Source organism: Alcanivorax sp. DG881 (assembly GCF_000155615.1).
Taxonomy (GTDB): domain Bacteria; phylum Pseudomonadota; class Gammaproteobacteria; order Pseudomonadales; family Alcanivoracaceae; genus Alcanivorax.
In genome coordinates this window covers 3,131,569-3,144,229 of the sequence record NZ_DS989915.1, presented here as the reverse complement: position 1 = coordinate 3,144,229, position 12,661 = coordinate 3,131,569, and the positions used below count along the sequence as shown (strand labels likewise).

Genomic DNA, 12,661 nt, shown 5'->3' with positions numbered 1-12,661 from the left:
ATCGCTTAGTGTAAGGGATACAGACATACTGGCCAACCTCTCGTCAACCGACTTCCCGCGCCATCCGTCGTCCCGAAGTCCCCGCAACGCCACCAACCCACGGGTAAGATCAGGCCTTATCACAAGATTCCAGTTTTTTTCACCCACATATCACCTCCATGAAGCCAGGAAGGAATGGCCTTCCTGACCCCATCTCATGGAGGTTTCATGATCATTCAATGTCCGTCCTGCCGCTCCATCCGGGTCGTTCCCCTGCAGAATGGCCGCAAGGTCGGTGGGACTGTCGGCACGGCTGCCGGCGCTGCCAGTGGGTTTGCCATGGCGACCAGTGGTGCTCGGGTCGGCGCTACGGTCGGCCTGGCGTTTGGCCCTGCCGGGTCCGCCATCGGCGGTATCGCTGGTGCTGTGTTCGGCGGTCTGGCTGGTGGCGTTGCCGGCGGTGAAGCTGGTGCTGCGCTGGGCGCCAAGCTCGACGAGACCTATCTCGACAACCTGGAATGCCTGGACTGCGGTCACCGCTTCCGCCTCGATTCTGAATAATCCCCTCTTCTCTACCCACTACTCCGAAGCCCGCCCTGTGCGGGCTTCTTTATGCCCCTTTGGAGGCCTGAATGGATATTCCCACTTTCGTAAAGAACGAGCAGGGCCTGTACCACGTACAGGGCTGCGTTAAACCCGAGGAGATTGTCAGCACCGCTGCCGCCATCCTGCTGGATGAACTTACTGACCGGGAAGCGCTGACCGCGCCTACCGATGTCGCCCAGTTCCTGCAGCTGGCTCTGGCACAGGAGAAGAACGAGGTCTTCGCGGCCATCTTCCTCAACAACAAACACAAGGTGCTCAGTTTCGAGACCCTGTTCACCGGCACCATTGATGGCGCGGCGGTGTATCCCCGTGTGATCGTACAGCAGGCCCTTGCCTGCAATGCAGCCGCCGTAATCTTTTCCCACAACCACCCCTCCGGCTGCTGTGAGCCCTCACGGGCAGATCAGCAAATCACCAAGCGCCTTACCGATGCCCTTGCGCTGATTGATGTGCGGGTGCTCGACCACTTTGTGGTGTCCCGTTCCGAGTGGGTCAGCCTGGCCGAACGCGGCATGGTTTAACCCCTTTCTTTCTCATCACCCTCTCATTATTAATTGGAGATTCACCATGGCACATCTTGTCGAAAACATGGCCTATGTGGGCCGCACACCCTGGCACGGACTGGGCAACCAGCTGGCCAGCCAACAACCGCTGGAAGTCTGGATGCGCGAAGCCGGCATGGATTGGGAGATCCGTGAGACTCCGGTTCGCTTTATCAGTAGCGAGGCAGGGGCTCTCGGGCAGATCTCCTCCTTCTCGGATCAGAAGGTGCTGTTCCGTTCTGACAACCAGGCCCCTCTGTCGGTAGTAAGTAACCGCTTCAAGGTGGTTCAGCCCCGTGAGGTACTGGAGTTCTACCGCGATCTCACCGAGCAATCCGGCTTCGAGCTGGAGACTGCAGGGGTGCTTAAAGGGGGCCGCAAGCTGTGGGCGCTGGCTCGCACTGGGCAAACAGGCTCCTTGGCAGGCAATGACCAAACCAACGGCTATGTGCTGCTGGCCACCGCCTGTGACGGCACCCTGGCGACCACGGCGCAATTCACCAGTATTCGAGTCGTGTGTAACAACACCCTGGCCGTAGCGCTGAATGGCAACACGCATGCAGTGAAGGTCCGCCACAACACCACCTTCGATCCGCAGGCCGTGAAGAAGCAGCTGGGGATTTCCGTTTCTGCCTGGGATGACTTCATGTATCGCCTGAAGGCCCTGAGCGAACGACGGATCGCCCGCAAGACGGCCGAGAAGGTCATGCGCTCGGTCTTTACCGATGTGAACTATCAAGCCGGCGACATGCTGGTGAAGCCCAACGAACAGGCCATGAAGAAAGCCATGGCCCTGTATGACGGTGCGGGGCGCGGTTCTGAGCTAGCTTCCGCCAAGAACACCGCCTACGGGCTACTCAATGCAGTCACCGAGTTCGTGGACCATGAGCGTCGTGCCCGCAGCACCGACAACCGGCTGGATTCCGCCTGGTTCGGTAAAGGTGCCCAGATCAAGCAGCGAGCACTGAACCAGACCCTGGAATTGGTGGCCTGACTGATTTCCTTCTCACCCTTTCCCCTCGACTAAAGCCCGACCCGCTCTGTGCCGGTCGGGCTTTTTATTGTTTGGAGCCTGACCATGACTGACCATCATCACGGCAATAGTGCGGCACCTTCAGTGAAGCGCTCTGCACAATCATCCTCTTCTCCATTCTCTCAACCCCCACTCTCCTCGCATTTGGCCGCCCTCTGGGGCGCCTTTTTGTATGAAGGGCTGATGCTGAATCCGGAGCGCCACACCCGACTGCTGGAAATCTGGGGCAATGGCTGTATCGAGCTGATCAGCACCCTGTGTGACTTCATCCCTGATATCTGGAAGCAGGTACAACCCTACTGGTACGGCCCTCAAGGGTTTCCTGGGGTGTTCGAGTACGAGGTGGTGTCCACCCTGGGCGAACAGCTGGGTACCTATCTGCTGGAGAATGACGGCAATTTACCGTCTCACTCCGACATCCAGCAAATGATCACCGAGCTGGTGGTTACCTTTTTCAGCCAGGGCGGTAGTCATGAGGTCCCCACGGACCAGACGCCACAGACCCACCGGCTGATCAATCTCCATGATCGCTTTACCGAACGACTGACCCAGCTGAAAGGAGACCAACCATGAGTACACCCCGCGCTATCAAACCCTCACCCCGCCCCGCTCTGCGCCTGGTCTCCACCAAGCAGATGAGCCGGGAGGACTGGCTGAAGATCCGCAAGCAAGGCATTGGCGCCAGTGATGCCGCTGCCGCTGTGGGCATCAGCCCGTATCAATCACCGCTGGAACTGTGGATGATCAAGACCGGGCGCGACGGCCTGCTCCCTGCCCCTGATCCGGATGACATTCAATCACCACTCTACTGGGGCACCCTGCTGGAGCCCAAGGTGGCTGAGGCCTATGCCTGGATCACCGGCAACAAGGTTCGGCGGGTGAATGCCGTGCTGCAGCATCCGGATGACAATAAACCCTGGATGCTGGCCAATCTGGATTACTCAGTAGTTAGCAACGATGACGTGCAGATCCTGGAGTGCAAGACCACCGGCCAGTACGGCGCCAAGCTCTGGGCCGATGGGGTTCCCGAGTACATCCAGTGCCAGGTGCAGCATCAACTGGCGGTCACCGGCAAGCAGGCTGCGGACGTAGCCGTGTTGATCTGCGGGCAGGAGTTGCAGATTCATCGCATCAAGCGTGACGAGGCATTAATCGCCCACCTGTACGAGCTGGAGCGGGAGTTCTGGCAGCTGGTGGAAGCGGATACGCCACCGGACCCGGATGGCTCCGACTCTGCCGGGAACGCCCTGCAAGCGCTCTACCCCCAGGACAAAGGGGAAACCGTGGATCTCACGGATAACCCGGCCATGGAAGGCGACTTCAATGAGCTACTGGATTTACGTGACACGCTGAGCCGACTGACCGAGCGGGAATCCACCCTCAAGCAGCGCATTCAGCAATCCATGGGACTGGCCAGCAAGGCTACCTTCACGGAGGGCTCCGTGACCTGGAAGCGCAGCAAGGACTCCACCACCCTGGACACCAAGGCCCTGCTGCAGGATCAGCCGGATCTGCTCAAGCAATACACCAAGCACAAGGCGGGCAGTCGCCGGTTCCTAGTGCGCCTCAACCCCTAACTAACCCCAAGCGGCATAACAGCCGGGCCAGGCCCGGCTGCGTGCCTGTGTCTGCTATCAGGAGAATCCCATGATTAAAGGACTCGCGATTACGCCACCCGTGATCGGCCGTATCAGCATTGGCCGTGTGGTGGAGAAGAACGGCAAGCGTCTGCCGGAGAAAGACGACCAGTTCACCATCACTACCCAGATCCAGACCAAGGAAGGCTGGCTGCCGCACCCACTGGATGAGGCCCTGCGCCAGGAAGTACAGGGCAAAAAACTACGAAGCATTCCCGTCACCCTGCCCTTCAATGACCCGGACCTGAATCTGCGGGCGGAGTACACCTTCTTCGAGCGGAAGAGCGGCAGGCCGCTGTGTGCCGGAAACGGAGAGACTTGCCGACGCCATACCGAGAATGGCTTGGCTACTCTGCCCTGCCCGTCACCGGATCTGTGCGACTACGGCAGCCACGGGCTTTGTAAACCCTATGGCCGCCTGTATGTCCGTATCGGGAATGACGATGAATTGGGCTGCTTTGTGTTCCGCACCACCGGCTACAACAGCATCCGTACTCTGGCAGCCCGGCTACGCTACTTCCATGCCATCAGTGGCGGCAACCTAGCCACCCTGCCACTGGAGCTCAAGCTGCGCGGCAAGAGCACTACCCAGAGCCATCGGGCGCCGATCTATTACGTGGACCTGACCCTGCGGGCCGATCAGCCCCTGAAAGAAGCCGTCACCCATGCCAGGGAGGAAGCCAAGGGGCGAGAGAATCAGGGGATTCACCAGACGGAGCTGGACAAGGTTGCTCAGGCCGGGCTCATGAACGCCTGGTTCGAGTATGGGGAGGATGAGGGGTTACAGATGGTGGAGGAATTTTCTGGCGAGGGAGCCACTCAAGCCAAGGACTCACGCCCTCAATCCACCACTGGGTTGAGTAACAAGCTGGCGGGAAAACAAGCTGCAGGGTAATCCAGCAGACGAATCCGGCATCAGCTTAAGGCCCATGCGCCACCTCATAAGCAGATAAAAGCCTGATCCGGCTGATGCGGATCAGGTTTCTCTCCAATCGCCAGCAAAGAAGTCAAAACCAAAAACCACAATAAAAACATGGAGCTAAGCCAACCCCAGCGGGATCCCAGGAGGTGATGTGATGTTTTAAATAAATATAACGTCACACCAAACAAGTTTCCGTGATGTTTATTGCCCTGTAGGCTGACCTTCATTACTAGCGAGGAGGCAAACACCGTGGCCAAAAACTTCGATTTGGACAAAACAATTCTCAGAGAGACCAGAAAGAGACAGGGCTATCCAAAACAAGCCCCTCTGGCTCTAGAGATTGGAATCTCGCGTGAAGCCTATACCCGCATTGAACGCTCAGGCAGCACCAGTAAGCGCACAGCACAGAAGCTAGCCAAAGCCTTGGGCGTGTCCATTGACTATCTGACCGGTGCGGACAAGGGCGACTTGCTCTACTCGTCGTTTTATTGCGAGTTCATGGAATCCGGTGCCCCTTCACAACAAGCAAGAAGACAATTATTCAACACTGAATTTGATCTCCTGACATTCCTGGACCAACGGATTTATGAAGAGCGACCAATTCGAATCGGAGGAACAAGTGCCGAGGAATACTCGGATTTTCCTACTACGTCATTACCAACATATTCCATTGAAGGCGTGGACTGCACGCTCACAATTCCTCTGAGGGAAGAAATACCTGATCCAGAATCGAATGCTGGCAAAACGCTGACCTTCACTTTTCGTGAGCTGCAACACCAGGAAAAGGTCGGACTCACCTGGAAGCCACTAACCAAATGGGCTTCCATTTACATAAACAAAGCCCTCAGCAGCGCACTCAATCGTTACTACCCGGAATATATCTTCCTGGGTGAGCACAAAGGAAGGGGCGCCCAATTTCTTGTCGTTCTCTGTGATGACATTCAAAAAACACAATCAGAAACGCTCCTGTTAGAGGACCTCTGGACAGTACGCCAGTTTTCAAACTGGTTCAGACACAACCTACCACCGTTAACTGCATACACAATATCGACAGACAACAAGCTCTCCTTCGAACTTGTTCCACAAGATGGTTCCTCAGCCGCAAAAAGGCTTGATGTCATTCGTGTTGATCCCGAAACAAACACCGAGGCCCCATTCCCAGCGCCTTGGCAAGAAGCTGTCTTAGCCGCATTTTCGTGGAACGAGAAAATAATCAAATCAGGTGCAACAACAAATTCAGCAGTGCCAACGCTCGAAGCATTCTCAAAGGCAATAACGGCTTAGACCGCTAATAAGTCAAAGCTTAATACATAGAAAATCGAAAAATAGAGAGAGAAAAAGCCATGGAAATCAACTTCATCGGCCCACTGGGAAAGGTAACAGGCTCCTGCACCTGGATGCGGGATCATAAAAGGGGATGGAACTTCTTGGTCGACTGTGGGATGCAGCAAGGCGAAATCACTGCCGACGTGTGGAATCATCAAGAATGGCCATTCGACCCATCCGAAATTCAGTTCATCGTGCTGACTCATGCTCATATGGACCATAGCGGGCTCATCCCCTCGCTCTACGAATCCGGCTTTAACGGAAAGGTTTACTGCACTGAAGAAACAGCCAGGATCGCGGAAATTCAGTATAGCAACGCAATGCCTTTGAACCCTGAACTATTCACGAAAGCGAATATAAATAAGGTCAAATGGAGTCATTTCAAAAAAGCACCAGTTTTGGGTAATTATCACCCCGTAGACCAAGACCTTTTTGTCCAGTTTCAAAGAAGCGGCCATATACTCGGTGCGGTATCTGTAAGCATTTACTGGGGAAAGCCAATGTCTCCAGAACAAAGAAGCATCGTTTTTTCAGGCGATATTGGACCTCAGCCTCAAGATAATGAAGTGCTACCCATCATTCGCCATACAATGAACCCAGGCCATCATAATTATGCCGTCATGGAATCCACTTATGGGTCCACAAACCGCAGTCCTTCGGATAAAGAACCCGTGATTCGCAGGGACCACCTGAAGTCGCTCATTGACAGGACCATCAACACTCAGGGGACACTCCTCATGCCAGCTTTTGCTCTAGGCAGAAGCCAGGATGTCCTGTTCGATCTTCACGCTATTGCTGCGGAAAACCCTGAGTACCACGAGCAAGTCGACTTTTATTACGACTTCCCTCTTGGCAGAGAAATCATGGATGAAACGATCAGATTCTGGGCTAAAACGGAAAGCAACAGAGAGAAGACAAGGCTGTTGTGGCTCGGCAAACAGGTATTCGATCTTCTTGGACTAACCAAAAACGATCCAGACCATCTTCAACAGGCCGTAAGCGCCATGAATGCCACAAGCCTGTATAAAGACGACTGCAACTGGAAGGCGCTGCAGGAAGGCAACCAAATAGCCCACAACTGGAAGCCCATTATATCCCGAAAAATTCCCTCACGGGAGGAACTAGCCACCTCAAACCGTCCGACCGTGATCGTCACAGGCTCCGGAAACGGTGACGCAGGGAGGGCGGCTTACTGGCTTCCCTTGCTGTTGACTAAAAGCAACACCATCCTGGCAACAACGGGATTTAGCGGAGCAAACACTGTTTGCGGGAAGCTGCTATCCATCCGGGACCTTCCAATCCCTGACAGGAGAATGAACAGCAACATAATCCACTGGCCTAATAGCAAGCAAAGCATCGCTGTCGCTGACATTATGGCTAACATCGAGAAAATTAAAGGTTATTCAGCCCATGGAGACCAAGAGGATCTTTTGAATTGGGCGCTGCGCAACGCAAAAGAAGGCTATTTACCCGCCGGGGACACCATTTTTCTTCAGCACGGCGATGATAGGAACAGGTATGCGTTAAGAGATGCACTTTCCTCGAAATCAGCAGAGCCTGGCATGGACCTAGACATACAGATACCCGTAGAGGAATCCGGTTGGATCTCACTGGAATCTGAGGGCAGCACCCCAGTAGACGAGGATCTCAAAAAATTAATGGCCATCCTTAAGGAACGGCCGGACCTAAAGCAACATATCGGGAATTAAGCGGAATGGTTATGACTCGATCTGACAGATCTATTCAAAAGTAAGGCGCCTACCGGCTCTTCAGAAGACGTCTGTCAGATCGAATCTGAACTACTGAACATCACTCCACGCCCAAAGCCTTAAACACCGCATCAACCGGATCAGAGTAAAAACTCACCTGATACTTGGAGAACAACTCAGCAGGCACCGTCGGGATATCCTGGGCATTGGCCATGGGGAGCAACACCTTCTTCGCTCCTGCGTCCATGCCCACCTGTAGTGCCTCAGCCATATTTTCAGCCGGGATAATGTTGCCACCCAGGCTCATGTCGCCCAGTACGATCATCTGGTTCTGGGTTGGCCTCTTCATGGTTGCAGAGCAGTAGGCAATAAAAGACGCCAGCGTCATCTGCTTCGATGGACCGGTGTTGTGCAGCTCGATCATATGCAAATGCAGGTCAAAGTCTCCGGCCTTTGTCATCGTACTTACCCGATTCACATTCGCCTTGAAGTAATCATGAGCGACTTTCAGGCCTTCTTTGGCCCCAGAGCTAGAGCCTAAACCCGAGGTGTTGAGCTTGCCATTGCCTGCGGTAGCCTGGGTTTCCAGCCGGTACAGGCCCAAGTGACCGCTGGTGGCGCCAGTCGAAACCGTATAGACAGTACCCGGCTTGGCCTGTCCCTCTGGAATCAGTCCTCCACCCCCTTGCTCTTTCACACTGACGTATTGCTCTTCCAACGTTTCGACATCGATGTAAGAGAAATGGACATCGAAGAACTCCATCCCGCCAATTTTTTTAAGCTGCTCTTTCACGCGACGACGCACTTCGAGTGCATATTGCAAACAACGCTCCACAGCAGCCTTGTCGTAATCGCCATGGGGGTACAACAACTTCAGTAAGCCAGACACCGTGCGCCGCACCGCGATGCTGTCGCGCTGGTTCAGGTTATTGCCGAGTTTGTAGTACTGGTCGATAGCATCGGAGAACGTACGCTTACGCATCTCGCGCATGTACTCCGCCAAGTAATCCACGATCAGCCCATACTGGTTGGTGAAAAACTCAGGCCGCATCTTGGGGATTTCCCAGCCCGGCACATAGGCATGGAAACGGTCGAAGAAGGCCGAATCGATCATGGCCTCAGGGAAAGGCGACAACAGATGGCTGGTTTTCACCAGCGTTTCCACGGAATGATTGATATTGCCGACAAACACCATACTGGCACTGGCAGAGATGGAATCACGACCACGGGCAAAGGAGCCTGAAGCCATGTAGTCCTTCATTATCTGCACGCCGTCTTTGTCTTTGAACGAGATCCCGGCGACTTCGTCAAACGCGACCACATCCCACATTCCCACCAGCCCCACCTGCCGGCGTGACATGTTGTAGAACAGGTTGGCAACGGTAGTCTGCCCACCAGACACCAGGATGCTGTTCGGGCTGCATTCCTTGTAAACGTGGCTTTTACCCGTACCACGCGGGCCCAGCTCGCAAACGTTGTAGTTGTTCTCCACAAACGGAATCAAACGCGCGAGCAAGTGCCACTTCACGCGGGTATCAAAATGCGTCGGCTCCATCCCGGTGGAGCGCAGCAGCACATCCAGCCACTCATCCTCGGTAAACTGTTGCCGTGCCTCCATCAAGGCATTCATATCCATATTCGGCATCTGGATAGGCTTCAGTTCCTTGATGGTAAACGGCGAACTACTCTGGCCATCCTCGTAATCGTACTTGATGGAGATAATTGACCAGATCCCGCCGACCAGCAGCTTTTCGTAGTCATGAACCTGGCGGCTGTCGATATTGGCGTTATTGATGCCCAGATTGGAGAGAATGGCTTCGTACTGGTCTTTCTTCTCGTTAAGGCGAACCGTCACCTTGTCGATGATTTTGAAATTGCCACTCTCGCGGATACGGGCCTTGATCTTCTCTGCCTCATCGGGCCGCACATAGTTCTGTGACAGCACCTGCTTGACCCGATCCATGCCCTCGGCAATCTGCTCTTCATCCGCCGAGGAACAGTACATGCCCAGCAGGTACTCCAGCACATACACCGGCACGTTGGCGCCTTCTTTCAGCCGCTTGGTCAGATCCTTGCGAACAATCTTGCCGGGGAAGTGCTCGACCAGTTTGGCGTCCAGATCCAGCACGTTATCCGTCTCATTTTGCATGTCAGAAGTCGAAGTCATTCTCTATTGCCAAGTCGATGCGCACCGGAATGCGCTGAAGTTCGATTTCGCTCTCAGCATCGCTGAGCACCAGAAAGTGGTCATTACCAGGCTTCACCGCCTGAGCGGCCAGGCTTAAAGACACTTTGCTTTGCCGCTCACCCAGCTCAGTAGCATCGCTGTCCAGATTCAAGATCTCTCGGGAAGAAATACCCTCCCCGTGCTGATTCACCAGTTCAATGGTAATCCTTGTCGCCAACACCTTTTCACTAACCGGCTCGGTCTGCAGCAAAGTAAAGACATGAAAGTTGGTCGTGATGCGATGTTGCTGGCCCAATACATTCACGCCCACCTTGGAAACACGGGCGCTTTCTGCAGACTTACCGTATTTCTGTCGGATCTCGATGATCGGCACGGCCACCTCCTGCAAAGCGGCACCACCGTGAACAAAGCGCGCCCCACCCACAAAGTGGAACCGGCCAACACCACGGGGCAACCAGAACTCAGTTTCACAGCCCGTTCCAGCGGTGACGGCCGTTTTGCCATGGTGCGCGTACTCGGCCTCGCCCAGGTCATTCCCGACCAGATAGCGCTTCTTGGCGGTTATCGTCCCGGCGGGCTTGCTGGCCATGGCACTCTTTTCCAGTGCATCCGGTGGCGTTTCACGGAACAGGAAGCCATGATCCGCCGTCACCGTGATTGCTGTCGCACTGGCATTATTCACCAGCCGTGACACCAGATCTGCCAGCTCATTGATCGCCTGGCGACAGGCGATCCAGGTGCTCGATTCTGTACTGGCGGAATCACCCACCGCATCGATGGTGTTGTGGTAAATGTAAATCACACGATGCGGCCTGACGAATTCCCGCAGGGCCTGCTTGCCCATATTGGCCAGGGTTTCTGCCTTCACCGCAGTGCCGCCGACAGCCCCCAGAATCTTGTTGCGGTTATCCAGGCCCTCAGAGGAGCGGCCATCCACATCCACAGACCCTTTCGCGTTGTAGGTCAGGGTCTTGTGCGGCAGCAGGCTGGCCATACCCAGCTTGGTATAGCTGGGCAGCACACCCAGCTGGCTACGCAGGGTGGCATCAATCCGTTCGCGACCATTGATCTGGGTCTTCAGCTCATCGGCCACTTCATAGCGCAGGGCATCGCTGATAATGACAAACATGCGGCGCTCATCGCCTTTTGCCAGGTAGGGCGCCACCACTTTCTGGTAGAAGTTCTGCTGATTGACGACACCCTCCAGCTTCCACTTCTCCAGCAAACCATTCTGGAGATGCCCATCCCAATGGGTGGCCAGCTTGTTCAGGTAGCGGTTGAGGTAGGCCGCCTCCACCTGATCAGCCAGAGGGGCAATGGCATCCGGGAAGCGGGCAGACACCACATCCGCTGCCTCGTGGAACAGGCGATAGAACTGATCAATTTCGAACAGAGACTCGGTATAAGCGGTATACGCCTGCTCCGGGCTGGTGAAGCCAAAATGCTGGGCGCGGGTTTCAATGGCCTCAAACAGATCGGTCGCCGATAACAGCGCCTGATAATACCCCCGCCAAATACTGCGCTTACCCACCTCTGTATCAGGATAGCGGTCACTCACCCAATAACTGGCTAGGCGGCTATTCACCGTGCGGCGCACATCGGCCATGACACTGCTGGCCATATTCCCCAGCAGCTGATCGCGCAGCGCATTGGCGACAATGCGCTCCAGATCCACAAAGGTCGCGCAGTTAGCGACATCGGCGGGTGTCAGATTAGAAAGGTGATGGGTAAGTTGCAGGTCACTGGCCAACCGGGCGGACAGTGCGTCGTAATCCTTCTGCCGCGCCGTCGAATCCCGCCATTGGGACAACAGCACCGCCACGTTGCCGGCTTTCGCTTGCGGCAACGCAAGCTTGATCAAGCCGGTCGGCAAGGGCTTTTTCAGGCCCCGCCCAAGATCAGTCACCAACAGCCGGGGAATGAAACGTGCCAGGCTGGGCGCGTCATCCCGGTAGCCGAAATGCCGCTCAAGCAGGGCCCAGGCGAACGGTTCCAGGCCATACTTGACCAGGTTCTGCCACAAAGGGGAATCATCAAAGGCCACGCCCTCGTCGAGCTGAGCCACGTCACAGAGCAAATCCAGCAGCAGCGTAAAAGGATCCGCCGAGCCACTTCGGGACAGCACCGCCCAGATCTTGGCATCGATGTCCCGCTCCATATCATCCGCATGCAGCAAGCTGGCCAAACGCGCGGTGCGGTCTTTACTGGCAAAAAAGCGGGCACGGTCTTTCAGGTAGTGGCGCAGGCTGGCATGTTGCAGCCCCAAATCCTGTTGCAGCATGGAGGTGGCATCGGCAGCAAACGGCTCGGCATAAAGGCGAATATCCAGCAACCAGTCCTGTTCTGGGTCAGGTGCTTCCTGGCCTTCGTAAAGCACAAAGGGGCTCGCGGGCGACTCCAGCTCAATCTGTCGCTTCACGGCCAGTGCCGGGGTATCGCCCAAGGAGACCACGTCTGCCTCCTCGAGGGAAAGGTCAGCCACGGCATCAGCAAATTCGCCGTCAGGATCAGACCACCAGACAATCCGGTTGCCTGCCTGCAGCAGCTTGGCCAATCCCTTCTCTATCCGCTCTATGGCGCTTGTTCCGCTCACTCAAGCGTCTCCCTCAAAATTCGCATCATACCCCAGCGTGTCACTGATAGCCTGCCGACCCAAACAGGTCATTCTGGGTCACCGGCCAGCATCGTAAACCAAGAGAACCGGATCATCGCGCGGGCA

The 12,661-nt window shown here is 55.4% G+C and carries 10 protein-coding genes; 8 read left to right on the top strand and 2 right to left on the bottom strand.

Annotated features, from left to right (window positions below; genetic code table 11):
* Positions 1-207: 207 nt before the first annotated feature.
* The 8 genes from ADG881_RS14240 (at position 208) to ADG881_RS14205 (ending at position 7,754) form a co-directional block, all read left to right on the top strand.
* Positions 208-540 carry a membrane protein gene (locus ADG881_RS14240; RefSeq protein WP_039926870.1) on the top strand — a complete coding sequence of 111 codons (333 nt, stop codon included), beginning with the start codon at positions 208-210 and terminating at the stop codon, positions 538-540.
* 71 nt (positions 541-611) lie between these two features.
* The gene (gene radC, locus ADG881_RS14235) at positions 612-1,106 is read left to right on the top strand and encodes a DNA repair protein RadC (RefSeq protein WP_007151578.1); all 495 of its coding nucleotides are present in this window, start codon (positions 612-614) and stop codon (positions 1,104-1,106) included.
* Between the two features lie 46 nt (positions 1,107-1,152).
* Positions 1,153-2,121 (top strand): DUF932 domain-containing protein, encoded by a 969-nt coding sequence (locus ADG881_RS14230; RefSeq protein ID WP_007151128.1) that lies wholly within the window; start codon positions 1,153-1,155, stop codon positions 2,119-2,121.
* Between the two features lie 84 nt (positions 2,122-2,205).
* A complete protein-coding gene (locus ADG881_RS14225) occupies positions 2,206-2,733 on the top strand; it encodes a hypothetical protein (RefSeq protein ID WP_232211732.1) in 528 nt (175 codons plus the stop codon).
* On the top strand, positions 2,730-3,737 hold the full coding sequence (locus ADG881_RS14220; protein ID WP_007150368.1) for a YqaJ viral recombinase family protein: 1,008 nt from the start codon (positions 2,730-2,732) through the stop codon (positions 3,735-3,737). The genes ADG881_RS14225 and ADG881_RS14220 overlap by 4 nt, the downstream gene beginning before the upstream one ends.
* Before the next feature lie 70 nt (positions 3,738-3,807).
* A complete protein-coding gene (locus tag ADG881_RS14215) occupies positions 3,808-4,692 on the top strand; it encodes a hypothetical protein (RefSeq protein ID WP_039926868.1) in 885 nt (294 codons plus the stop codon).
* A gap of 276 nt (positions 4,693-4,968) precedes the next feature.
* Positions 4,969-6,003, top strand: a complete 1,035-nt coding sequence (locus tag ADG881_RS14210) for a helix-turn-helix transcriptional regulator (RefSeq protein WP_039926867.1) — start codon at positions 4,969-4,971, stop codon at positions 6,001-6,003.
* 59 nt (positions 6,004-6,062) lie between these two features.
* The gene (locus tag ADG881_RS14205; RefSeq protein ID WP_007151494.1) at positions 6,063-7,754 is read left to right on the top strand and encodes an MBL fold metallo-hydrolase; all 1,692 of its coding nucleotides are present in this window, start codon (positions 6,063-6,065) and stop codon (positions 7,752-7,754) included.
* Between the two features lie 100 nt (positions 7,755-7,854).
* Here ADG881_RS14205 and brxL read toward each other — a convergent pair whose 3' ends face one another.
* Both brxL and pglZ read right to left on the bottom strand, forming a co-directional pair.
* Positions 7,855-9,903, bottom strand: coding sequence for a protease Lon-related BREX system protein BrxL (gene brxL / locus ADG881_RS14200; RefSeq protein WP_007148488.1), 2,049 nt, complete (start codon positions 9,901-9,903; stop codon positions 7,855-7,857).
* Between the two features lies 1 nt (position 9,904).
* Positions 9,905-12,535: a BREX-1 system phosphatase PglZ type A gene (pglZ, locus tag ADG881_RS14195; protein WP_156790427.1), complete on the bottom strand. Its 2,631-nt coding sequence runs from the start codon at positions 12,533-12,535 to the stop codon at positions 9,905-9,907.
* Positions 12,536-12,661 lie beyond the last annotated feature (126 nt).

Excerpts from the sequence above, each read along its gene's own strand:
- ADG881_RS14240 (WP_039926870.1), top strand. The coding sequence starts at position 208 with ATGATCATTCAATGTCCGTCCTGCCGCTCCATCCGGGTCGTTCCCCTG.
- radC (WP_007151578.1), top strand. The coding sequence starts at position 612 with ATGGATATTCCCACTTTCGTAAAGAACGAGCAGGGCCTGTACCACGTA.
- ADG881_RS14230 (WP_007151128.1), top strand. The coding sequence starts at position 1,153 with ATGGCACATCTTGTCGAAAACATGGCCTATGTGGGCCGCACACCCTGG.
- ADG881_RS14225 (WP_232211732.1), top strand. The coding sequence starts at position 2,206 with ATGACTGACCATCATCACGGCAATAGTGCGGCACCTTCAGTGAAGCGC.
- ADG881_RS14220 (WP_007150368.1), top strand. The coding sequence starts at position 2,730 with ATGAGTACACCCCGCGCTATCAAACCCTCACCCCGCCCCGCTCTGCGC.
- ADG881_RS14215 (WP_039926868.1), top strand. The coding sequence starts at position 3,808 with ATGATTAAAGGACTCGCGATTACGCCACCCGTGATCGGCCGTATCAGC.
- ADG881_RS14205 (WP_007151494.1), top strand. The coding sequence starts at position 6,063 with ATGGAAATCAACTTCATCGGCCCACTGGGAAAGGTAACAGGCTCCTGC.
- brxL (WP_007148488.1), bottom strand. The coding sequence starts at position 9,903 with ATGCAAAATGAGACGGATAACGTGCTGGATCTGGACGCCAAACTGGTC.